This is a genomic window from Mycobacterium shottsii (genome assembly GCF_010728525.1).
GTDB classification, from domain to species: Bacteria; Actinomycetota; Actinomycetes; order Mycobacteriales; family Mycobacteriaceae; genus Mycobacterium; species Mycobacterium marinum.
The window spans coordinates 5,871,617-5,895,084 of record NZ_AP022572.1 but is presented as its reverse complement, the minus strand read 5'-3'; the positions used below and the strand labels follow the sequence as shown (position 1 = coordinate 5,895,084).

General features: G+C 66.4%; 17 protein-coding genes and 3 pseudogenes. 11 read left to right on the top strand and 9 right to left on the bottom strand.

The genetic code is table 11. The features are described from left to right. Nucleotides 1-3: 3 nt before the first annotated feature. Nucleotides 4-877, bottom strand: a pseudogene (locus G6N41_RS27255) (IS5 family transposase). Between G6N41_RS27255 and phoU the strand changes: the two are divergent. Beyond that, complete coding sequence (gene phoU, locus G6N41_RS27250) at nucleotides 873-1,544, top strand: phosphate signaling complex protein PhoU (protein ID WP_259594334.1); 672 nt, start codon at nucleotides 873-875, stop codon at nucleotides 1,542-1,544. The pseudogene G6N41_RS27255 and the gene phoU sit on opposite strands and share 5 nt — an antisense overlap. A gap of 41 nt (nucleotides 1,545-1,585) precedes the next feature. Further along, a pseudogene (locus tag G6N41_RS27245) lies at nucleotides 1,586-2,584 on the top strand (magnesium transporter CorA family protein). 203 nt (nucleotides 2,585-2,787) lie between these two features. Here the strand turns inward: G6N41_RS27245 and G6N41_RS27240 are convergent. Next, a pseudogene (locus tag G6N41_RS27240) lies at nucleotides 2,788-3,659 on the bottom strand (IS5 family transposase). A 60-nt stretch (nucleotides 3,660-3,719) separates the two neighbouring features. Between G6N41_RS27240 and G6N41_RS27235 the strand changes: the two are divergent. Together G6N41_RS27235 and G6N41_RS27230 are read left to right on the top strand one after the other, a co-directional pair. Continuing rightward, nucleotides 3,720-4,586, top strand: coding sequence for a pseudouridine synthase (locus G6N41_RS27235; protein WP_407663710.1), 867 nt, complete (start codon nucleotides 3,720-3,722; stop codon nucleotides 4,584-4,586). A gap of 21 nt (nucleotides 4,587-4,607) precedes the next feature. Further along, entirely contained in the window at nucleotides 4,608-7,511 is a 2,904-nt protein-coding gene (locus G6N41_RS27230) for an arylsulfatase (protein WP_198966209.1), read from the top strand. Nucleotides 7,512-7,532: 21 nt separating this feature from the next. Here the strand turns inward: G6N41_RS27230 and G6N41_RS27225 are convergent, their stop codons facing one another. Continuing rightward, nucleotides 7,533-7,853, bottom strand: coding sequence for a DUF732 domain-containing protein (locus tag G6N41_RS27225; RefSeq protein ID WP_012393111.1), 321 nt, complete (start codon nucleotides 7,851-7,853; stop codon nucleotides 7,533-7,535). 260 nt (nucleotides 7,854-8,113) lie between these two features. On the opposite strand from G6N41_RS27225, the gene pstS reads away from it, so the two are divergent. The 3 genes from pstS (at nucleotide 8,114) to G6N41_RS27210 (ending at nucleotide 11,412) form a co-directional block, all read left to right on the top strand. Beyond that, a complete protein-coding gene (gene pstS, locus G6N41_RS27220; RefSeq protein WP_198966208.1) occupies nucleotides 8,114-9,232 on the top strand; it encodes a phosphate ABC transporter substrate-binding protein PstS in 1,119 nt (372 codons plus the stop codon). 79 nt (nucleotides 9,233-9,311) lie between these two features. Beyond that, complete coding sequence (locus tag G6N41_RS27215; RefSeq protein ID WP_198966207.1) at nucleotides 9,312-10,442, top strand: PPE family protein; 1,131 nt, start codon at nucleotides 9,312-9,314, stop codon at nucleotides 10,440-10,442. Nucleotides 10,443-10,494: 52 nt separating this feature from the next. Continuing rightward, a complete protein-coding gene (locus G6N41_RS27210) occupies nucleotides 10,495-11,412 on the top strand; it encodes an alpha/beta hydrolase family esterase (RefSeq protein ID WP_198966206.1) in 918 nt (305 codons plus the stop codon). A 14-nt stretch (nucleotides 11,413-11,426) separates the two neighbouring features. Here G6N41_RS27210 and nei2 read toward each other — a convergent pair whose 3' ends face one another. From nei2 to hglS, 5 genes are all read right to left on the bottom strand, one after another. After that, on the bottom strand, nucleotides 11,427-12,191 hold the full coding sequence (nei2, locus tag G6N41_RS27205; protein ID WP_198966205.1) for an endonuclease VIII Nei2: 765 nt from the start codon (nucleotides 12,189-12,191) through the stop codon (nucleotides 11,427-11,429). Between the two features lie 3 nt (nucleotides 12,192-12,194). Then, a complete protein-coding gene (locus G6N41_RS27200; protein WP_231608737.1) occupies nucleotides 12,195-16,814 on the bottom strand; it encodes an ATP-dependent helicase in 4,620 nt (1,539 codons plus the stop codon). A 32-nt stretch (nucleotides 16,815-16,846) separates the two neighbouring features. Next, entirely contained in the window at nucleotides 16,847-17,521 is a 675-nt protein-coding gene (locus tag G6N41_RS27195) for a TetR/AcrR family transcriptional regulator (protein WP_198966204.1), read from the bottom strand. Nucleotides 17,522-17,569: 48 nt separating this feature from the next. Continuing rightward, nucleotides 17,570-19,084: an L-piperidine-6-carboxylate dehydrogenase gene (gene amaB / locus G6N41_RS27190; RefSeq protein WP_198966203.1), complete on the bottom strand. Its 1,515-nt coding sequence runs from the start codon at nucleotides 19,082-19,084 to the stop codon at nucleotides 17,570-17,572. A 77-nt stretch (nucleotides 19,085-19,161) separates the two neighbouring features. Beyond that, a complete protein-coding gene (gene hglS / locus G6N41_RS27185) occupies nucleotides 19,162-20,433 on the bottom strand; it encodes a 2-oxoadipate dioxygenase/decarboxylase (protein ID WP_198966202.1) in 1,272 nt (423 codons plus the stop codon). Nucleotides 20,434-20,466: 33 nt separating this feature from the next. Between hglS and G6N41_RS27180 the strand changes: the two genes are divergently transcribed. The 4 genes from G6N41_RS27180 (at nucleotide 20,467) to usfY (ending at nucleotide 23,203) form a co-directional block, all read left to right on the top strand. Next, nucleotides 20,467-20,919: an Lrp/AsnC family transcriptional regulator gene (locus tag G6N41_RS27180; protein WP_198966201.1), complete on the top strand. Its 453-nt coding sequence runs from the start codon at nucleotides 20,467-20,469 to the stop codon at nucleotides 20,917-20,919. Nucleotides 20,920-20,973: 54 nt separating this feature from the next. Further along, a complete protein-coding gene (gene lat, locus G6N41_RS27175) occupies nucleotides 20,974-22,314 on the top strand; it encodes an L-lysine 6-transaminase (RefSeq protein ID WP_407663709.1) in 1,341 nt (446 codons plus the stop codon). 79 nt (nucleotides 22,315-22,393) lie between these two features. Beyond that, a complete protein-coding gene (locus tag G6N41_RS27170; RefSeq protein ID WP_198966199.1) occupies nucleotides 22,394-22,780 on the top strand; it encodes a hypothetical protein in 387 nt (128 codons plus the stop codon). A 111-nt stretch (nucleotides 22,781-22,891) separates the two neighbouring features. After that, complete coding sequence (usfY, locus tag G6N41_RS27165) at nucleotides 22,892-23,203, top strand: protein UsfY (protein WP_012393121.1); 312 nt, start codon at nucleotides 22,892-22,894, stop codon at nucleotides 23,201-23,203. Here the strand turns inward: usfY and G6N41_RS27160 are convergent. After that, the gene (locus G6N41_RS27160; RefSeq protein ID WP_198966198.1) at nucleotides 23,200-23,346 is read right to left on the bottom strand and encodes a hypothetical protein; all 147 of its coding nucleotides are present in this window, start codon (nucleotides 23,344-23,346) and stop codon (nucleotides 23,200-23,202) included. The genes usfY and G6N41_RS27160 overlap by 4 nt on opposite strands. Nucleotides 23,347-23,468: the final 122 nt, after the last annotated feature.

Here is a 23,468-nt window from a genome sequence, read left to right as displayed (position 1 = left end):
CTGCTAATTGCGGACGCGGTGGTAGGTGATGATGGCGGCCAGGGTGGCACCGCTGAGGTAGGTCAGGGCGTATTTGTCGTAGCGGGTGGCGGCCGCGCGCCAGTGTTTGAGCCGGTTGAAGCTTCGCTCGACGGTGTTGCGGTGCTTGTAGATTCGGCCTGAGAACCCCGGAGGCCGTCCTCTGTTGCGGCCTTTGGCTTTGCGGCGGGTGATCTGGTCGCTGCGCTCGGGGATGGTGTGGGCGATCTTGAGCCGGCGCAGCTGTGCCCGCGTCGAGTCATGGGAGTACGCCTTGTCCGCCAGCAGGCGATACGGGGCGTATGAGTTGCTGCGCCGGGCGGCCAGCAGTGGCCAAAGCATCGGATTATCACCGGCTTGACCGGCCGACAGTGCCAGGGTGACCGGACTGCACAGCTGGTCGGTCAAGGCGTGGATCTTGGTAGTCAGCCCGCCGCGGGAATGCCCAATGGCGTGGTCATCGGGCTCATGGAGATATTTCTTGTAATTCGACAGATCCCCCTGTGCGGCGCCCGGGGCGCGCTCCGGCTGCGTGTTGGTGGGCGCGCACACTGGTCGAATCGACCGACAACAGTGCGCCCAGGTCGGCGTCCTCGGCGTCGAGGTCAGAGGCGATCGCCGCGAAGATCCGCGCGTAGATGCCATCGACCGACCAGCGTAGATGCCTCTCGGCCACTGATTGCCAGGGACCGAAGTGCTCGGGCAGGTCACGCCACGGAGATCCCGTACGGTAACGCCAGATAATGCCCTCCAGAGTATGTCGATGATCGTTCCACGGCCGGCCACGCCGCCGCCCCGCAGGCAACACCGCCACGATCAGCGACCACAAATCATCAGAAATCGCATGCGTCCGCATCACCCAAACAGCATCAGCCAAAACACCATTCACATTAAGCAGACACGCCCTAGGAGAGATGTGTGGCATGGCCGGGTTGGCGATGAAGCGCGCGACCCAAGCCCTGTTGGAGGCCGATGCGGTGGCCGCCGACCAGGTGATCGCCGACCACGAGCAGATCGTGGCGATGCGCGCGAAAATCGAAAAAGACGTGTTGGCGTTGCTGGCGTTGCAGCAGCCGGTGGCCAGCGAGTTGCGGTCGGTCTTCAGCGCCGCGCAGATCATCGCCGATACCGAGCGGATGGGTGCGCTAGCGGTACACATCGCCAAGATCGCCCAGGTGGAGTATCCCAAGCAGGTGCTTCCCGAGGAAGTCCGCGGCTGCTTCGCCGAGATGGCCAAGGTGGCAATCGCGTTGGGGGACAGCGCAAAACAGGTGCTGCTGACCCGTGACCCGAAGAAGGCCGCGTTGCTGCACGACCAAGATGATGCGATGGACGATCTGCATCGGCGCCTGCTCGGTGTGCTGATTGATCAGGAATGGAAATACGGGGTCGCCACGGGTGTGGAAACCGCACTGCTGGCCCGTTTCTACGAGCGCTTCGCCGACCATGCGGTGGAGGTCGGGCGCCGCGTCATCTTCATGGTCACCGGGGTACTGCCTTCCGAGGACGAGATATCCACGTATTAGGTCGGCGCGCCGCATCTGCTCTGGGCTGACAAGATGACCTCGTGCAGGTAGCTCCGAGTGTCCGGGGCCGCGTGTGGCGGTCTGGGCAGCTCCAGGATGAGTTCGATTTCGACAAGATCGCTGAGTACCTCAGCGAGGAGAACACCCTGGTCTGGGCCGATTTGTGCAATCCGGACCATGACACGTTGAGCGACCTGGCCGAAAAACTCCGCCTGAACCACTGGGCCGTTGAAGACGCGGTGGCGGCGGCGGAGCGGGTCAAGTCGACCGCCTATGTGACCCACACCTTCTTCACCGTCTATGACGCCGGTGTGGTCGGCCGCCTGGGCGAAGACACTGCGCCGATGTTGTCGATGCGCCGGATTTCGGCGTTCGTGCTCGGTCAGGGGTTGATCACCGTGCGGCTGACGCCGGATTTCGACATCACCGAAGTCACCCGGCGCTGGGATGAGATCGGCGGGCAACAGTATGGCGTGGGTGCATTGGTGCACGGCTTGCTTGACGTGGTGGTCGACAGTCACTTCGCGGCGGTGGAAGCCCTCGATGACTGCATCGAGGCGATCGAAGATGAATTGTTCGAAAACAACTCGCCAAGGGGGAGCTTTCAGCGCCGAACCTTTCAGATCCGCAGAGACCTGGTCAACCTGCGGCGCATCGCGCTACCGATGCGCGAAGTGGTCAACTCCCTGCAACATCACCGCCTGCACGTTGAGGCCGCCCGGGAACTCGACCCGCTCTACGCCGATCTGTATGACCACGTGCTTCGGGTTTCGGAGTGGACAGAGTCGTGACGCGACATGATCTCAACCATTTTCGAAACCAACCTCTCGCTGCAAGACGCCCGGCTCAACGCCGTCATGAAGAAGCTGACCGGGTGGGCGGCCATCATCGCGGTGCCAACCGCGATCACGGGCTTCTACGGCCAGAACGTTCCCTACCTGGGCTTCGGGACGCTAGCGGGTTTCCTCGCCAGTACCAGCGTGATCGTGGTCCTGATGGCGTTGCTCTACGTGATGTTCCGCCGTCGCGACTGGCTCTGATCCCGAATCACATGCGGGACATGGTGTTTTGCGTTCAAGGGCGTGCCCAGCACCAGTCCGTTCGGCATTTGGGTGAATGAACCCAAGGAGTCCGCAGCGCCAACCCGGACGCGACGGCGCAAACTTTGCCGTTAGGGCCCCTATGCTCGGCTGGGTCGGTAGTCTCCCACCGGCGACGTCGCCACCCGGCTAGGTCCTGTCTGCTAATTGCGGACGCGGTGGTAGGTGATGATGGCGGCCAGGGTGACACCGCCGAGGTAGGTCAGGGCGTATTTGTCGTAGCGGGTGGCGACCGCGCGCCAGTGTTTGAGCCGGTTGAAGCTTCGCTCGACGGTGTTACGGTGCTTGTAAATTCGGCCTGAGAACCCCGGAGGCCGTCCTCCGTTGCGGCCTTTGGCTTTGCGGCGGGTGATCTGGTCGCTGCGCTCGGGGATGGTATGGGCGATCTTGAGCCGGCGCAGCTGTGCCCGCGTCGAGTCATGGGAGTACGCCTTGTCCGCCAGCAGGCGAAACGGGGCGTATGAGTTGCTGCACCGGGCGGCCAGCAGTGGCCAAAGCATCGGATTATCACCGGCTTGACCGGCCGACAGTGCCAGGGTGACCGGACTGCACAGCTGGTCGGTCAAGGCGTGGATCTTGGTAGTCAGCCCGCCGCGGGAACGCCCAATGGCGTGGTCATCGGGCTCATCGAGATATTTCTTGTAATTCGACAGATCCCCCTGTGCGGCGCCCGGGGCGCTCCGGCTGCGTGTTGGTGGGCGCGCACACTGGTCGAATCGACCGACAACAGTGCGCCCAGGTCGGCGTCCTCGGCGTCGAGGTCAGAGGCGATCGCCGCGAAGATCCGCGCGTAGATGCCATCGACCGACCAGCGTAGATGCCTCTCGGCCACCGATTGCCAGGGACCGAAGTGCTCGGGCAGGTCACACCACGGAGATCCCGTACGGTAACGCCAGATAATGCCCTCCAGAGTACGTCGATGATCGTTCCACGGCCGGCCACGCCGCCGCCCCGCAGGCAACACCGCCACGATCAGCGACCACAAATCATCAGAAATCGCATGCGTCCGCATCACCCAAACAGCATCAGCCAAAACACCATTCACATTAAGCAGACACGCCCTAGGAGGACCGCTGTGAAGCCCGCACCGCTGCGCGTCCGCGACGCCTTGGGGCCGGCGCGGGTACGACTGCACGGTGGGCCGGTGCTGGCCGAGCTGAGCGAACGGTTCGGCGCGGCCGCCCGCGCAAAGGTGCTGGCCGGCGAGGTGGTCGACGCGGCAGGCGCCATCGTCGATACCGCGACGGTGGCGGAGCCCGGATCGCATGTGTACCTCTACCGTGATCTTCCCGAAGAAGTGCCGGTGCCCTTCGAGATGCCGGTGCTCCACCAGGACGAGGACATCGTGGTCGCCGACAAGCCGCACTTTCTGGCGACCATGCCGCGGGGTCGCCACGTTGCGCAAACCGCGCTGGTGCGGTTGCGCTGCGAGCTCGGGTTGCCCGAGCTGAGTCCGGCGCACCGGCTCGATCGGCTGACGGCCGGGGTGTTGCTGTTCACCACCCGGCGCGAGTTGCGCGGGCGATATCAGACGCTGTTTGCCCGGGGTGCGGTACGCAAGACCTACCTGGCCCGGGCCGCGGTCGATGCTGACCTGGCATTCCCGCGGGTGATCCGCAGCCGCATCGTCAAGCGGCGGGGCCACTTGCAGGCGGTCTCCGAGCCCGGTGAGCCCAATGCGGAAACGCTGGTAGAGCTGATCTCACCCGAAGGCCTATACCGGTTGACCCCGCGGACCGGGCGCACTCACCAGCTGCGGGTGCACATGGCCTCGCTTGGCCTGCCGATCTTCGGGGATCCCCTGTACCCCAACGTGATACCCGAGTCGCCACACGACCTTAGCGACTTCAGCTCGCCGCTGAGCCTGCTGGCTCAGCGCATCGAGTTCGAGGATCCGCTGTCCGGCTCGCGCCGCGAGTTCGTCAGTCCCCGAGAAATATGAGCCAACCACCGCGAGTGCCTCATGAGTGAAGAAAACACACTGGTCATCGTCGCCGGGTACCAGGATCTGGATGCGGCTCAACACGATTTCGAGAATCTGACCGGTCGGGCCAACGCCAAGACTCTGCCGCTGCAAGGCGCGGTACTGGTCGGCAAGGACAACGAGGGCAATCCCGTCCTGATCGATACCGGCAACCGTCTCGGCCGCCGTGGTGCCGCCTGGGGGGCCGGCGCGGGGCTGGCGGTCGGCCTCTTCTCGCCGGCACTGCTGGCGTCGACGGCGGTGGGTGCGGCGGCCGGCGCGCTGGCGGGCACCTTCATCCAGCACCGGGTCAAGAGCGGCCTGGCCGACAAGATCGGGCAGGCGCTGTCGGCGGGCAGCGCGGTGGTCATCGCCGTGACGCCGGCGCAGGGCCGGTTGCCGGTGGAACAGACGTTGTCGGGCTCACCGATGAAATCGGTTGCCGAATTGAGCCGGTCGACGATGCGGAGCCTGGGTGCGGCGCTGCAGGAGGCGATGGGCAAGTTCAATCCGGACCGCACCAAACTGCCGATCCCGCAGCGCAGCTTCGGTGGCACCATCGGCCGCACCATGGCGGAGTCGGTCGGCGACTGGACGATCGTCGCGGGCGCCAACGCCCCCGACGATGCACCCAACGTGCTCATCGTGCTCATCGACGACGCCGGATTCGGGGGACCGGATACCTTCGGAGGCGGCATCAGAACTCCGACGCTGTCGCGGGTGGCGAACAATGGTCTGGCCTACAACCGCTTTCATCTCACCGCGATCTGCTCGCCGACTCGTGCCGCGCTACTGACCGGCCGCAACCATCACCGGGTCGGCTTTGGATCGGTGTGCGAGTTGCCCGGCCCCTACCCCGGCTATTCGACGGTCAAGCCGCGCAGCTGCGCCGCGCTACCGCGCATCCTGCGCGATAACGGTTATGTGACCGGCGCTTTCGGTAAATGGCATCTGACCCCGGACAACGTTCAGGGTGTGGCGGGTCCATTCGACAACTGGCCGCTGGGTTGGGGGTTTGACCATTTCTGGGGATTCCCGTCGGGTGCGGCCGGCCAGTATGACCCGATCATCACCCAGGACAACTCCGTGCTGGGCATACCGCAGGGGGACGACGGGAAGCCCTATTTCTTCCCCGACGACCTCACCGACAAGGCCATCGAGTGGCTGCACACCGTACGGGCGCAGAACGCGACCAAGCCGTGGCTGTTGTACTACTCGACCGGCGCCACACATGCACCGCACCACGTGTACAAGGAGTGGGCCGACAAATACCAGGGCCAGTTCGACGAGGGCTGGGATGTGTATCGGCAAAAGACATTCGAGCGCCAGAAGGAGCTCGGGATCATTCCGCCCGACGCCGAACTGACCGAGCGTCCCGACCTGTTCCCGGCCTGGGACAGCTTGTCGGAGGCGCAACAGAAGCTCTTCGCAAGACAGGTGGAAGTGTTCGCCGGGTTCTCCGAGAACGCGGACTGGAACGTGGGCAGGCTGCTCGACGCGATCGACGGTCTCGGTGAATCGGACAACACGCTGGTCTTCTACATCTGGGGCGACAACGGCGCCAGTATGGAAGGCACCAACACCGGATCGTTCAACGAGATGACGTTCCTCAACGGCCTGGATCTCGATGCCGAGCGGCAGCTGGAGCTCATCGAACAATACGGTGGCATCGAGGCGCTCGGCGACGAGTTCACCGCACCGCATTTCGCCAGCGCGTGGGCGCACGCCAACAACACGCCGTTCCAGTGGGGCAAGCAGATGGCCAGCCACCTCGGCGGCACCCGGGACCCGATGGTGGTCTGCTGGCCCAGCCGGATCCCGCGCGAAGGCGGTATTCGAAGCCAGTTCACCCACTGCATCGATATCGCGCCAACTGTGTTGCAGGCCATCGGCTTACCGGAGCCCACCAGTGTCGATGGCTTCGAGCAGGAACCGATGGACGGCACCAGTTTCGTGCACACCTTCGATGACGCGCAGGCCGAAGAACGTCATACCGTGCAGTACTTCGAAAACTTCGGCAGCCGCTCCATCTACCAGGACGGCTGGTGGGCGTGTGCCCGGCTGGACAAGGCGCCGTGGGACCTGTCTCCGCAGACCATGGCGCGCTTTTCGCCCGGCAACTACGACCCGGAGAAGGATGTCTGGGAGCTCTACTACCTGCCCGACGACTTCTCTCAGGCCAGAAATGTGGCGGCCGAGCATCCGGACAAACTGGCCGAGCTACGTGAGCTGTGGTGGCAGGAAGCCGAACGCAATCGGGTGCTGCCGCTGCTGGGAGGGCTCGCGGTGATGTACGGCGAGCTACCGCCGCTGCCCACCACCACCCGGTTCGCCTTCCAGGGCGGGGTGCAGAACATCCAGCGTGGCATGGTGCCGCGCGTCTTCGGGCGCTCCTACGCGATCGAAGCACGGCTGCACATCCCCGATGGCGGTGCCGAAGGGGTGATCGTGGCCAACGCCGACTTCATGGGTGGGTTCGCGTTGTGGGTAGACGAACAGCGGCGGTTGCACCACACCTATTCGTTCCTGGGCATCGAGACCTACCGGCAGGTGTCCACCGAACCTGTGCCCACCGGCGATGTCACGGTCCGGATGCTGTTCGAATCCGAAGCGCCCGTGATCGGCTCCGGTGGCCGGGTGACGTTGTGGGCCAACGACCGTCTGATCGGAGAGGGCGAGTTGCCGCAAACCGTGACGCTGGCCTTCACGTCCTATGCCGGGCTGGATGTCGGTCGCGACAACGGTCGGGTCGTCGACCGGGACTACGAGGACAAGGCGCCGTATGCGTTCAGCGGCACGGTAAAAGAGGTCGTCTTCGACCTCAAACCCGTCCATCCTGACGCGGAGAAGGCGTTGCATGAGCATGCCTCGATCCAAGCCGTGGGTCAGGGTGCTGCCGGCTAGCCCGAGACGCTCGCCCGACGCTTAGGCCTGGGAGTGATGCCTGGGGCAGTACGCGGCAATGCTTACGCCGACGAAGTAGCCGGCACGGTAGCCGTCCAGGCTGCTGCTGGCCGCCACGTCACCAGCGACATCGGACTTCTGCCTGCCGGAATCGAGCGCATTGCACACCTGGTGACCGGCCATGATTGCGGCTTGTGGCGATGCGAAGTTGATGCCGTGGGACCTCACGGCGTTCAAGAAGGCGTCATCCACCGCGTCGGCGTGCGCGGTCGCGGTGGCCAACTCCGTGAGCCCGACCAGCGCGACCACCAAGACCAGGGCACGCGTTCTGCTGCTCCTCATTGCTGGAACCTCCCCGCCGAGAAGAGCCCTTCGGCCCTCGGCCGCCATACCCGCAACAGGTTGTAGTTGGCCATCCAGGCGCGGTGATGTCGGCCGTCTTTCGGGAGCGTGTACCGGTCGCAAACTGTGGCTGAATTTGCGAATGCGGCCCCGTTGCGGCTTCGCCGGAGCCGATCTTTGCATCGGAGATCTTGTTACGATGCGTCTGGCTGGCCGCGACCATGCCGACGGCGATCATTTCATCGTTGCAAGGAATTGAAGTGAGATTCAATCGATTTGGCGCCGCGGTGAGTGTATTGGCCCTCGGCGCATCGATACTTTCGGGATGTTCGGGTGACAACAACGTCGCCGGCAAAAGCGCGGCGCCGGGAACCACTTCGGCGCAAGTGACCTGCGGCGGCAAGCGGACTCTGACGGCCAGTGGTTCCACCGCCCAGGAAAACGCCATGATCCGGTTTGTCCGTTCCTTCGAGCAAGCCTGCCCCGGTCAGTCGTTGAACTACACGGCCAACGGCTCAAGTGCGGGGATTAGCGAATTCATCCGCGACCAGACCGATTTCGGGGGCTCGGATTCGCCGCTGAACAGCGACGAGCACACCCAGGCCGAGCAACGCTGCGGCTCGCCCGTCTGGAATCTGCCACTGGTGTTCGGCCCGATTGCCATCGCCTACCGGGTCAACGGTCTGACATCGCTGAACCTGGACGGCCCCACCGCGGCCAGGATCTTCAACGGCAGCATCACCAACTGGCACGATCCCGCGATCGAAGCACTCAATCCGGGCGCCGACCTGCCCACCGAACCCATTCGCGTCGTCTTCCGCAGCGACGGGTCCGGCACCACGGACAACTTCCAGCGATACCTCGATAGCGCTTCCAACGGTGGGTGGGGCAAGCGTGCCGGCAAGCATTTCAACGGCGGCGTGGGGGAGGGCGCCAAGGGCAACGCCGGCGCCGCCGCCGTCGTCAGCAGCACCGAAGGGGCGATCACCTACGTGGAATGGTCGTTCGCTCGAGAGCAGCATCTCGACATGGCCAAGATCATCACCTCGGCCGGGCCCGCTCCGGTAGCGATCAGCGAAGAGTCGGTGGGAAAGACGATTTCGGCTGCCTGGTTTGTCGGGGAGGACAACGATCTGGCTTTCGATACCCTCTCGTTCTACCGGCCAAACCAACCGGGCGCTTACCCGATCGTGCTGGCGACCTATGAGATCGTGTGCTCGAAGTACCCCGATGCGCAGGTCGCAATGGCTGTCAAAGCGTTTCTGCATAGTTCGGTCGGTGCCGGCCAGAATGCCCTTGCGGGCACCGGATACGTGCCGATTCCCGACGAATTCAAGTCGCGATTGTCGCGCGCCGTCAGTGCCATCGCCGGACGGTGACGCGCAATGTTCCAAGGCATTTCCCGCCGTCGTCAACGCGATGTTCCGGAAAATTTTCTCGCGTAGTCAAGGTGATGTCATGGACTTCATCGCGATGCCCCCGGAGATGACCTCGGCGTTGATCCACTCGGGGCCCGGTCCCGAATCACTGATCGAGGCCGCCGATGCGTGGCAGCGGCTGGGCGCCGATTTGGAGGAATCCGTACGCGCTCACGATCCGGTGTTGTCCGCGTTGACCGATGTCTGGCGCGGCCCGTCCTCGGCGGCGATGGTTGGGGCCATCAGCCCGTATCTCACCTGGCTGCGCGCCACCGCCCAACAGTGCCAGCAACTGGCGGCATCGGCGCAGGTTGCCGCGGCCGCATTTGGCTCCACGCTGGCGACCCTGGTGCACCCCTCGGAGGTCAGGGCCAACCGGATTGCGCTGGCGCAGTTGTTGGCCACCAACCGACTGGGCCGAAATCTTGCGGCCATCGCCGAGACCGAAGCCCAGTACGAGGGCGTGTGGGTGAACAACTCTGCGGCCATGTATCGCTACGAGGCGGCCTCGGTACAAGCTGTCGCATTACCGCAGTTCTCTTCGCCGCTGTCGACGCCCGATCTGACCGGCCCGGCCACTCGAGCCAACGTGGCCGCGGCGGCCGCGGCTCCCGTTGCGGCCGCCTCCCCGCTTGATGTATTGCAGTCGCTGACCTCCATCGATCCCAACAGCGGCTGGTTTGGATTGGCCAACACCTATGCCAATCAATTTGTGTCGTCCGGCTTTCCGGTCAACCTGCTCAGCTACCTGGCGCAGAACACCTCGGCGCAGGCGTTGACGTCGGTGGCCCCCGACATCGCCGAGGGGCTGTCGGAAGGTGAGTCGGCGCTGGGGGAGTCGGCGGCCACCCTGTCCAGCGCGGTGGAAGGTGTCGGCGCCGCGGCGGCGCCGACGGCCGCGTTGGGGGTCGGCATGCCGATAGGCAACCTCACCGCACCACCCGCTGCGGCCGGGCTGTTGCCAGCCGCCCAGACGCCGGTGCAACTCGCGTCGGTAGCATCACCGCTCGGGGCCGCGGAGTCCGGGTTTCCGATGCTGCCACCGCTGATGCCACCGCCGATCTCGGCGGGCAGCGGTTGGCGCAAGCGCAAGCAGCAGAAGTACGAACACCTCGAATACGGCCTGGAACTCAAGGGGACGTTCATGCCCCGACCGCCATCGGCGGGCTGAACGGCGGGGAGGCCGTCAAGCACGTTGGGGCAGCGGTCGGTAACTTTGCGTCATGCTCGGGGTGCGCTGGCTATCACTGCTGGTTCTGGCGCTATGCCTGGTGGGGTGCGGTGAACAACAAACCTCGGTGCCCCGCGCGCGAAACGAAGCCGGAATGTTTGCGTTCGGCGGTCTCAAGCGGACCTACATCCTGCACGTGCCGCCCGGTCCGCCGACTGGGCTGGTACTCAATCTGCACGGTGGCGGCGCCAGCGGCGCCGGACAGCAACGCCTCACCGACTTCGAATCCGCGGCCGACGCGAACAACTTGCTGGTGGTGTATCCCAACGGCTACGACAAGAGCTGGGCCGACGGGCGGGGGGCCGCACCGGCCGACCGGCGCCACCTCGATGACATCGGCTTTCTGGTGGCCCTAGTGGGCAAGGTGCAGAAGGACTTTGGGGTGCCGGCCGGGCACGTCTTCGCCACCGGGATGTCCAACGGGGGATTCATGTCCAACCGCCTGGCGTGTGACCGCGCGGACGTATTCGCGGCGATCGCTCCGATCGCCGGCACGCTGGGCGTGGGTGTGCCGTGCAATCCGTCCCGCCCGGTGTCGGTGTTGGCGGCGCACGGTACCGCAGATCGGGTGGTGCCCTTCAAGGGAGGCAAGGTGCGCGGGCGCGGCGGGCTCAGCCGCGCCATCTCGGCCGCGAGCATGATCGAGCGCTGGCGGGCAGTCGATGAGTGCCAAGGCAAACCAGCGGTAGCAGAGTTGCCCGAAGCCGGGGATTCAACGGTGGTGCTGCGCTTCGATTCCACCGCGTGCGCCCCCGGCACGGAAGTGATCTTCTACCAGATCGGCAATGGCGGGCACACCTGGCCGGGCAGCAGGCAGTACCTGCCCAAGCCGGTCATCGGGGCCACCACCCGTGCATTCGACGGGTCGGAGGCGATTGTCCAATTCTTCGTGACCCACGCCCGCGAGTAGCTGGGATCGCCGGCTCAGCGTTGGCAGGCCGGGCACCAGTACCGCACCCGCTCGCCGGAGCCGTCAGGCCCTTGGCGCTCGATGCCGGTCGCGCAGCGCCGGCATGGCTGACCGGCCCTGCCGTAGACCCACAACTGCCGACCGGCGCGGGTGTCGCCGGTGGTGGTGCGGTTCCAGCGCAGCCGGTTGGCCCACAGCATTTCTCGAGCGCGGGTAACCAGGCGCAGCGGCTTGGCAACGTCGCTGACCGGCGCGGTTGGCAGGTGTCCGCTGACGAAGCACAGCTCGTTGCAGTAAACGTTGCCGATCCCGGCCAGCACCCGTTGATCGAGCAGTGCCTCGGCGATGCAACGATGCGGGTCGGCGGCCAGGTTGGCGGCCGCGATGTGTGGATCCCAGTCCTCACCCAGCAGATCGGGCCCCAGATGCGCGACGACGGCGCCCTCGTTGTCGCGCTCCAGCAGCTCCAGCACGCCCAGGTCAACGCCCACTGCCCGGATATCGTTGGCTTCCAGGATGATTCGTGCGCGGTGGTCTACCCGCGCCGGCCGGTCGCCGACTCGCCAGCTGCCGTCCATCTTCAGATGGGAGTGAATGCTGACCAGAGCGGTCCGGATGAACAGATGCTTGCCGCGGCTTTGCACCTCCTCCACCACTTGCCCGGTCAGGTCCACGGTCTCGAACCGCGGCACCCGAATATCGCAGCGGGTCAGCGTTTTTCCGGCCAGGTATTGACGCAGTGTGGCTGCGGTGTGCCAGACGGTTTCACCCTCGGGCATGGCTCACCGAAGCCGCAGACCGCGAGGCGTGCGTAGGAAGCCGGCATCGGCCAGGGCGGTAACCGCCAGGCTCGCCTGGCCTGCCCCGGCCTGTAGCACCGGCACTCCGTTGATTCGCTCGACCAATAGTGACCCGACCCGCCGGGTGGCGACCAGCTCAGCCAGCGCGATGGCCGCCGCAGCGTTGGCCTCGGAGTCGTCGGTGAAGGTCAGCAGCGTTCGCCCGCCTCGTTCGAGGAACCAGGCCAGGGCGCCATCCACCAGCACGACCAGTGCCCCGGCCTTGCGGCCTGGGCGGGCCCCGACGTTGGAACCGTCGTCGTCCGAAGTGGGCCACGGCAGCGCGGCGCCATAGGGGTTGGACGGGTCGGCGGCGGCCAGCAGCACGGCCTGATACTGCGGACGCCGACTGTCGGTGAAAGTGCCCGGATCGTCGAGGTAGCTGCGCAATCTGTCGACGGTGGCCGCGACGGCGAATTGCGCACCACCGAGCGACTCGATGAAGTAACCCCGTTGGCATCGCCCGGCATCCTCGAACGCGCTCAACACCTTGTAGAGGGTCGCGAATCCGCCCGGAACACCTTCGGAGGCCACCGCACCCTTGGTCAGCACACCGTGCCGGTTCAGCAGCAGCTCGGCTTGGTAGTGGGCCCGCATCGTCGAGTCCGGCTCGGCGGGGGGCAGCAGCGACCAGCGGCCGGCCACGGTCGGGTCGACGGAACGGGGCTGGGCATGGGCGACGCGGTATCGGCTCAGCCGGGGTGGACGGTGTCCGCGATGCGCGGGGGCGGAGCGTTTTCGGCTCCCCAGGCCGCCGCCACCGAGCAATGCCCGCACCGGCGCGAACGTGTCGCCGCAGACCCGGCCGGCCCAGATCAGTTCCCATAGGGCGGCCTTGATCGCCGCCTCATCCGGTCTGTCGCCGATGAGCTGGCGGAAGAAGTAGGCACCTCCGCCGGCCAGCGTGTCCAGGATCGCCCGGTGGGTTTCGCTGAACTCGATCTCGGCGGGTGCGGCCAGTGTCAACGGAGCCGAATCGGCAAGGTGCAGCGTCACCCAACCGTCACTGCCCGAAATGGATCCGGCGCCCGCCCAGGTGACTTCGCCGGTGGCAAGCAGCTCGTCGAGCATCGCCGGGGAATAGTCGCGCACCCGCGGGGCCAGTACCAGCGGTTCCAGCGCGGACGCGGGGATCCGCACGCCGGCGAGCTGATCGATCACCGATGCCAGCCGGTCAATACCGCCGTGGCCCGAGTCGGCGCCGCCCACCTGGTGCCACTCCGGCAGGAATCGCCCGTAGGCAGCGGTACTGACCGGCTCAACCTGGGCCCGCAGCGCGGCCAACGAACGGCGCCGCAAGATGCGCAACACCTCGGCATCGCACCACTGCTCGGACCCCGCGCCGCCAAAGACCCCGGTGGCGACGAAATCGCCGCGCACCAAGCGCCCATCACCGGCGAGCCGGCCCAGCACATCCGCGGTCACCCGCAGTCCCAAGCCGAACCTGCCCGCGGCCTCGGCGGTGGTGAACGGCGGGTGGGTGCGTGCGTAGCGGCCCAGCAGCTCCGCCAACGGGTCGGCCACCGCCTCGGTAAAGGCGGCCGGTAAGCCCACCGGAACCGCCGCGCCGACGCCGTCGCGCAGTCGGCCGATGTCCTCGACAGCCACCCACCAACTGCGGCCCGCGTAGGACACTTCCAGCGCGCGCCGCGCGGCACGCAGGCCCTCTAGCCAGCCGCCGATGTCGGTGCCGCCGGTCGCCTCGGCCCGCGCCTCAACCTCATCCTCGGTTAGTGGCCCCAGCAGCCGCAGCAGATCCGCCACCCCTTCCGCGTCGCGGGCGGCCCGATCGGCGGACAGGTGCTGCAATTGGCGGCCGGTCGCGGCGATCACCTCGGGGTCCAGCAGCTCGCGCAACTCGACGCGGCCGAGCAACTCGGCCAGCAGCGTGCTGTCCAGCGACAGCGCCGCGGCGCGGCGCTCGGCCAGCGGCACATCGCCCTCGTACATGAACGCGCCGACGTAGCCGAACAGCAGCGACGCCGCGAACGGGGAGGGCTTGGTGGTCTCGGTCTCGGCCACCCGAACCCGGCGCTGGGCGATGTCGGTCATCAGGGTGGTCAGCGTCGGAACGTCATAGACATCCTGCAGACACTCGCGCACCGTTTCCAGCACCATCGGGAAGTCGGGGTACTTGCGCGCCACATCCAGCAACTGCGCGGCGCGCTGGCGCTGGTGCCACAACGGTGACCGCCGGCCGGGATGGCGGCGGGGGAGCAGCAGCGCCCGGGCCGCCGACTCCCGGAATCGGGAGGCGAACAACGCCGAAGCGCCCACTTCGGCGGTCACGATCGCGTCGATCTCGTCGGCGTCGAAAAGGAACAGCTCGGCACCCGGGGGCGTTTCGGTGCCGGTGTCGGAAATGGTGTCGGGCAATCGAACAACGATGCCGTCATCGGAGGCCGTTGGCTTCTCGTCGAGGCCGTAGCGATCACGCAGTCGCCGGCCGACTGCCAGCGCTAGTGGGCCGTGCACCCGCAGGCCGTAGGGCGAGTGCAGGACTACCCGCCAGTCGCCGAGCTCGTCGCGGAAGCGCTCGACCAGCAGCGCGGTGTCGGTGGGTACCACCCGGGTCGCGGTCTTCTGGTCGTCGAGCAGTCCCCACAGGTTGTCCGTCGCGAAAACGTCGAAACCTAACCCCGCACAGCGCTTGTCAAACTCCTCGCGGTCCAGCCGGGCCAACTCGCCGGTGAGCGCGCCCAGCGCGGCGCCCAGTTCGGCGGGGCGGCCGACGTCGTCACCGCGCCAGAAGGGCAGCCGAGCGGGCTCGCCTGGAGCGGGTATCACCAGCACCCGGTCATGGGTGATCTCGGTGATTCTCCAGCTGGTGGCACCCAGCGAGATCACGTCACCTGGCCGGGACTCGTAGACCATCTCCTCGTCGAGTTCGCCTACCCGCGAGGGCTTTTCCGATTCGCTGGCCAGGTAGACGGTGAACAAGCCGCGGTCGGGGATGGCGCCGCCGGAGGTGACGGCCAGGCGCTGCGCCCCGGGGCGTGCGGTCAGCGTTCCGGTTCCGCGGTCGTAGACCAGTCGTGGGCGCAACTCGGCGAATTCGGTGGACGGATACTTGCCCGACAGCAGATCCAGCGTGGCCTCGAAGACGCTGCGCGGCAGCGTGGCGAAGGAAGCGCTGTGGCGCACGGTGTCGAACCATTGATCGGCGTCGAGCGGCTCCAGGGCGGCGGCGGCGACCGTGTGCTGGGCCAGGATGTCCAGCGGGTTGGCCGGCACCCGCATGGTCTCGATCTGGCCGGTGCGCATGCGCTGCACGCTGATCGCGCAGCCGAGCAGGTCGGTGCGGTGCTTGGGGAACAGCACCCCGCGGGAAACCTCGCCGACCTGGTGGCCAGCCCGCCCGATGCGTTGCAGGCCGCTGGCCACCGACGGCGGTGCTTCCACCTGAATCACCAGATCGACGGCCCCCATGTCGATCCCGAGTTCCAGGCTCGAGGTTGCCACCACCGCCTCGAGCGCTCCGCGTTTGAGGTTCTCCTCGACCTGGGCGCGCTGTTCCTTGCTGACCGAACCGTGGTGGGCCCGGGCCAGCAGAGTGGGAGCGCCGAAGGTCTGCCCACTGGCCATGATCTGGGCCGGGGCGCCGCCGGCAACCTGCGTGTTGGCCTCCGACGGGAGCGTCACGCCGGACCGCTCCGCGTGAATCTCGTTGAGCCGTGCGGTAAGCCGTTCGGCTAGTCGCCGCGAATTGGCAAACACGATGGTCGAGTTGTGCGACTCGATGAGGTCGACCAACCGAGCCTCCACATCGGGCCAGATGGTGTTGTTCGCCAAGTTGGCCATGTCAGCCACCGGAACCTGCACCGTGAGGTCGAAGGTCTTGGCCGAATGCGGGGCGACGATGGTGGTCGGCACCGATCCGGACAGGAACCGGGCGAGTTCCTCGGGCGGTCGTACGGTCGCCGAAAGCCCGATGCGCTGCGCGGGGGGCCCGGCGCGGCGATCGGGGGCCAGTTGGTCGAGTCGCTCCAGGGATAGCGCCAGGTGCGCTCCACGCTTGGTGGCCGCGATCGCGTGGATCTCGTCGACGATGACGGTCTGCACCCCGGCCAACGTCTCGCGTGCGGCCGAGGTCAACATCAGAAACAGGGACTCCGGGGTGGTGATCAGCACGTCGGGCGGTCGCGTGATGAGTTGCCGGCGCACCGCCGACGGTGTGTCACCCGAGCGGACCCCGACGCTGATCTGCGGTGGGGGCAGACCCCGGCGTTCGGCAAGCCGGGTGAGCCCGGCCAGCGGCGTGCGCAGGTTGCGCTCCACATCGACCGCCAGGGCCTTCAGCGGCGACACGTAGAGCACCCGGGTGCCGGCCGTGCGGTCGGGGCAACAGGCCAGGCTGTCCAGGGCCCACAGGAACGCGGCGAGCGTCTTACCCGAGCCGGTCGGGGCGATCACCAACGTGTTGTCGCCGGCCGCGATGGCGGCCCAGGCGCTGGCCTGTGCCGGGGTGGGCGCGGCGAAGGTGTTGGTGAACCATTCGCGAGTGATCGCGCTGAACCGCCCCAAGGCTTCGGGGCCCAGGGGTTCGGGGCGCGCGGTGCTCACCTAGCCATGGTGCCAACGGGCACCGACAAAAACTATTGCGGCGTGTGTCGGGCGGTCGCCATCGCCTCGGTGAGCTCGCCGGGAATCTCGGGCACCCGCGCGATCGAGTCCAGCAGCGTGTGCGCACAGGCATCGGCGAGGCGGTCGGCGTCGGTGCTGGGGTCCATGATCCGCTGACGGCAGATTTCGAAGGTGAACGCCAACCAGCCGTAGATGATCACCCGCAGGTCACGCTCGACATGCTGGGCCAGCGCGGTGCTGCCCGGAATGCCGCTCACGACTTGGCCGATTCGGGTCATGATGTGTTCCATCTGGCGGTTCTTGGCCTCGTCATCGATGCCCAGCAGAACCGGATCGGAGCGTCCCAGGCCCACGTAGGCGGCCCAGGCGGCCTCCGGGTTCTGTTGGTGGTAGGCCATGTAGGCCAGCACGCCGAGGCGGATCTCCTCGAACATCGTCATTCCGACGGGGGACTCGATGCTGGTGGCCTCGTAGAGCCGATCCGCCTCGTCCTTGACGACCGCCGCGAAGAACGTCCGCTTGTCCGGGAAGTAGTGATACATCAGCGCACGCGAAACCCCGGCGCGCTCCGCAATCTCATCGATGCGGACCTCGTCGTAAGGTCGCTTCCCGAAAACTTCCGCCCCCAGGGCGAGCAGTTCAGCGCGTCGATCCTCGGGGGATAACCGCCTTCTGGCTGTCGCCATGGGGAAGATACTACTCACGCGGCCAACGTCCTCCGCTAGCGCGCAGGCTCACCCAAACTGCACGCCCTGGGCCAGCGGCAGCTCGGTGGAGTAGTTGATGGTGTTGGTGGCGCGGCGCATATACGCCTTCCAAGCATCCGAACCGGACTCGCGACCGCCGCCGGTCTGCTTCTCGCCGCCGAACGCGCCGCCGATCTCCGCGCCCGATGTCCCGATGTTGACGTTGGCGATCCCGCAGTCGGATGCGGCCAGGAAGCGCTCGGCCTCACGCAGGTCGTTGGTGAAGATCGCCGACGAGAGTCCTTGCGGTACAGCATTGTTGAGCGCGATCGCGTCATCTAGATCGTCGCAGGTGAGGACGTAGAGGATGGGGGCGAAGGTTTCGGTCGCCACAATGGCGGTCTGTGCCGGCATCCGGACCACCGCCGGTGCGACGTAATAGCCGCCCGCGGGGCCGTCCCGGCGCGGGTTGGGGTCGATCACCTCGCCGCCCTCGGCGCGCGCCTGGTCCAGCGCGCCCAGCATGTCGCGGTAGGCGGTCTCATGGATCAGCGGGCCGATCAGGGTCGCCGGATCGCACGGATCGCCGACCGGCAGCGTGCGGCAGGCGGCGACGACGCGCGCCACCACATCGTCGGCCACGGAGCTGTGCACGATCAGGCGGCGCAGGCTGGTGCAGCGCTGCCCGGCGGTACCGGCGGCGGCGAACACGATGCCCCGCACCGCCAGGTCCAGGTCGGCCGATGGCGTCACAATGACCGCGTTGTTGCCGCCCAGTTCCAGCAGTACCCGGCCGAATCGCCGGGCGACCCGGGGCCCCACCTGCTGGCCCATGCGCACCGAACCCGTCGCGGACAGCAACGCGATGCGCGGGTCATCGACGAGTTGTTCACCCAGCTCGGCCCCACCCAGCACCACAGCGCCGACCGACGGCGGCGCGCCGACGTCGGCAGCGGCCCGGGTCAGCAGTGTCTGGCAGGCCAGCGCCGTCAATGGCGCCAGCTCCGAGGGCTTCCACAGCACGGTGTCGCCGCACACCAGCGCCACCGCGGTGTTCCATGCCCAAACCGCAACCGGGAAGTTGAACGCGGTGATCACGCCGACCACACCGAGTGGATGCCAGGTCTCCATGAGCCGGTGCCCGGGGCGCTCGGAGGCGATGGTGAGGCCGTAGAGCTGGCGGGACAGGCCGACCGCGAACTCGCAGATATCGATCATTTCCTGCACTTCGCCCAGCGCCTCGGAGCCGGTCTTGCCGACTTCGATCGTCACCAGCTCGGCCAGGTCGTGCTTGTGTGCGCTGATCAACTCACCGAGGCGGGCCACCAATGCGCCGCGCATCGGCGCCGGCGTGCTTCGCCATTGGGTGAACGCGGCGTGCGCGTCGGCGATGCTGCGCTCGGTCTGTTCGGCAGTGGTGGCCGTCAGGGTGAACAGCGTCTCGCAGGTGATAGGCGTGCTCGACGGCATCCCGTGTCCGCCCGGCTCATCGAGGCTGGCGGTCACGCCGACCGCCTCGAGCGCCTTGCGTACCCGGTCACGTAGCTCATCTGAGTGGGTCATTGGCCCCGCTCGCTCCTTTTCGCTGTTTGTCGCTGTCTGTGGCTGCTTGTCGCCGATTGTCGCTGCTCCGTGCACCGTCATCGCGCCCGCTCGGTGGCGAGTGCATCGTAGAGCGAGTACGGGTCGTAGATGTCGCGGTCGATGGCCCCCGCCAACCACCCCACGTGGTAATCGGGGTCGCTGTCAGCGGCGCCGGTCGCCTGCCCGGTGCGGGTATCGCCGTCCAGGTTGGAGCGGAAGATGCCGGCCGCCGAGGCGGGCAGGAAGTCCTCATAGACGATAGGCGCCGACGGATCACCGGCGCGGTAATAGGCCAGACCCTGCGCCGCCATCTCGGCATCGGTCGCCGGAAAGTGGTCGCTCCAGATCGTGGCTGGGTCGCCGGTTCCGGCGAGCCGTGCCATCGCGGCGTCGTAGCGCTCCCGTCCGCGTGGCGTCAGCGCGACGCCGCGCGCCTCGACCTCGCCGAACCGCACCCGCAGGCTGCCCTCGGTGACGGTGCCATCGGCACCGCGGAACAGTCGTGGCTCGGCCAATGCGCGAAACGACGTCTGGCGCAACAGCACCGCGGGTCCGTCGGTGCGCGGCGGACCCTGGATCGCCTCGATCATGGTGATGCCGCGCCCGGTCATCCTCGCGTAGAGGTCGTCGATGTCGAGCACGCGTGGCGTGAGGTGGTTGATGTGGGTCGAGCCGACGCCCGCGATGTCGGCCGCCACCGCCGACACCCGCGAGAGCTCGTCGTACCACGCCTTGTCGATCGGCTCGCGCGAGAGCGCGAACGCCGCCACGGCTTTGGCGACGAAGTCCGGTGCCTGTGCGGCGTCGCAGCCGCCTTCGGCGGCGACCACGCGGGCCTGGGCCAGCAGCGCGGGGTCGAACAGTTGCCGGCGGCCCAGAAATGTCAGCACCCGCGCGCGCAGCCCGGAATCGAAGAACCGGCTGTCGCCGGTGGCCAGCATCGAGGTGAACACCCGAAAGGGGTTGTTCGCCAATTCCTCGGCGTCGATTGGGCGGAATGCGGTGGATACCACGGGAATCGGCGACCGGGCCGAGCGCAGGTCGTAGAAGCCCACCGCGAACATGCCGAACGCGGCGAACAGGTCGGCGACGGCGGCAAGTTCGGCGGGGCTGCCCACCCGGATGGCGCCGTGGCGCTCGGCGGTGACCCGCTGCAGTGATCCCAGCCGTTCGGCGCCGGGGTGCGCTGCCACATAGTCACGGTTCACCTCTGCGGTGACGTCCACCAGCGTGCTGTAGGCGGGGACTTCGCCGGCATACATGGCTGACAGTCCCGCGGCGAAGCGGGCCCGCAGCTCCCAGGTAACCAGGTTGTTCGTCGAACTCATGGTGCGCCCTGGCTGCTGCGATAGTCTGCGCCCATGGGTGAGACGCTCGACGACATCGACCGGATCCTGGTGCGCCAGCTGGTCTCCGACGGGCGTGCGACCCTTGCGGAGCTGGCGGCCAGTGCCGGTCTTTCGGTCTCGGCGGTCCAATCGCGGGTGCGCAGACTGGAGGCACGCGGTGTGGTGACCGGGTACTCGGCGCGCGTCGACCCCGAGGCGGTGGGGCACTTTCTATCGGCGTTCGTGGCGATTACTCCTCTTGATCCTTCCCAACCCGATGATGTGCCCGCCCGTCTGGAACACATCCATGAGGTTGAGTCGTGTCATTCGGTGGCCGGCGAAGAGAGCTATGTCCTGCTGGTGCGGGTTGTCTCCGCGCGGGTGCTGGAGGACCTGCTGCAGCGGATCCGGGCAACCGCTAACGTGCGCACGCGAAGCACCATCATTTTGAATACTTTTTACAGTGATCGGCAGTTCATACCATAATCTTTCCGGCCTAAGGGTATTTTTTTTCGTAAATAGCACGCTAGCATGGTCGGTATGACTGCCGCCGTGAGATCCACCGTGCCTGCATGCCAGCAAATAGAAGCAGATGACGTCCAGGAGGTGCTGGGGCGCAGCATGCTGGTCGATGGTTTCGACCTGGTGCTCGATCTGTCCCAATCCGCCGGCTCGTATCTGGTCGACGCCCGAACCGGTCGGCGCTACCTGGACATGTTCACTTTCTTCGCCTCGTCGGCATTGGGGATGAACCACCCGGGATTGGCCGAGGACGAGCAGTTCCGCGCCGAACTACTTGAGGCGGCGCTGAACAAGCCCAGCAACGCCGACGTCTACTCGGTGCCGATGGCGCGCTTCGTCCAGACTTTCGTGCGGGTGCTGGGCGACCCGGCGCTGCCGCACCTGTTCTTCGTCGACGGTGGCGCGTTGGCGGTCGAAAACGCGCTTAAGGTGGCTTTTGACTGGAAGAGCCGGCACAACCAGGCACTCGGCATCGATGCGGGGCTGGGCACCAAGGTGCTGCACCTACGTGGGGCGTTTCACGGCCGCAGCGGCTACACGTTGTCGCTGACCAACACCAAGCCGGTCAATGTCGCTCGCTTCCCGACGTTCGACTGGCCGCGCATCGATGCTCCATACATTCGGCCGGATGCCGACATGGATACCGTGGAGGCGGAGTCCTTGGCTCAGGCCCGCGCCGCGTTCGAGGCGCACCCCCACGACATCGCCTGCTTTATCGCCGAACCCATTCAAGGTGAAGGTGGTGACCGGCATTTCCGGCCCGAGTTCTTCGCGGCGATGCGACGGCTCTGCGACGAACACGATGCGCTGCTGATCTTCGACGAGGTCCAGACGGGTTGCGCAATGACCGGAACTCCCTGGGCTTACCAGCAGTTCGGGGTGAAACCCGATGTCGTGGCGTTCGGCAAGAAGACCCAGGTGTGCGGGGTGATGGCCGGCGGCCGGGTCGACGAGATCGTCGACAACGTGTTTGCCGTCTCGTCGCGGCTCAACTCGACCTGGGGCGGCAATCTCACCGACATGGTGCGCGCTCGCCGCATTCTGGAAGTGATCGAGGCCGAAGGATTGGTCGATAACGCGGCCGAGCAGGGCCGCTACCTGCGTGCCCAATTCGATGAGCTGACCAAGGACTTGCCGGCGGTGGTTCTGCATCCCCGTGGGCGTGGCCTGATGTGCGCTTTCGACCTGCCGACCACCGCCGATCGCGACGAATTGATTCAGCGCCTGTGGCAGCGGGTGGTCATTGCGTTGCCGGCCGGTAAGGTCAGTGTGCGATTTCGTCCCGCGCTGACCGTCGGTCGCGACGAAATCGATCTGGCCATAGCGGCCGTGCGTAGCGCATTATCGGCGATGACCTGAGCCGCGCGCCGTTTATCCCAGCTCCCGGCGGGGTATTCGGTTTGCTGTGTATCCACAGAACGCAGGATTGGGGTTCAGGATGCAAAGGGTGCATGAGCGATCAGATGGTGATCGCCTCGGGCAGGATGACGAAGAGGTCCGAGCTGCTATCCGCTTTGCGGCCCTGGCGGCCAGCGCCGCCGTCGGCTTCCTCATCATGGCGGCGTTATGGGTCAGTACGTGCGGCGGACGCGCGGGAGTCGACACCGCGGCGTGTGGCCTGCCCGAGCGCACCTTGCTCGCGCTCGGGGAGCCGGCGATCCTGTTCGCCAGCGCGATATGGGCCTTCGTGCGCACCTATCGCGTGTGGCGTGACGGGGGCACCTGGTGGGGGTGGCACGGCGCCGGCTGGTTTTTGCTGACGCTGATGGTGGTGGCTCTTTCCCTGGGCGTTCCGTCAATTGCGGGTCCAGTACTGGCGCTTTGACAAAGAATTTGCCGAATTTGCCCTGATCACTCCACATCCTGTGCCCGGAGTTCTACCGTTGAAGGTAATGCCTGGTAATGGCATTAATCGCGGGATAGCAGAGGAGGAGCCATGGGGGACACCTATCGTGACCCCGTCGACCACTTGCGGACGACGCGGCCACTCGCAGGCGAGTCGCTGATCGACGTGCTGCACTGGCCTGGGTACCTCTTGGTCGTGGCGGGCGTAATCGGCGGCGTCGGGTCGCTGGCGGCCTTCGGTACCGGGCATCACTCCGAGGGCATGGCTTCCGGCGTGGTCGCGCTCACTGTCGCCGTGGTCGGTTTGATCTGGCTGGCGTTCGAGCATAGACGGGTTCGCAGGATTGCCGATCGCTGGTACAGCGAACACCCCGAAGTCCGCCGACAGCGGCTGGCCAGCTAGACGCCATTGGTGAGCACCCCGCCGTCGCTTGGCGGCTGCGACGAGTCCGCCCCCGCCGCATCGGTGCTTGTTGGTGCGTGTTGGTGTTTGTCGCGGCTGCGGGGTGGGGCCATCTCGGCGGTACCCGGTACGCGAAGAATCACGCAATCGAAAATCGATTCGCGGTTTTACCGGCGGTAGCGACTGGGTATCAGGTCTAAACCATGATGAGTACCGGCATTGTTGCGTCCGCGTTGTCACCCCATCATGGGGGACAAAATCGCCA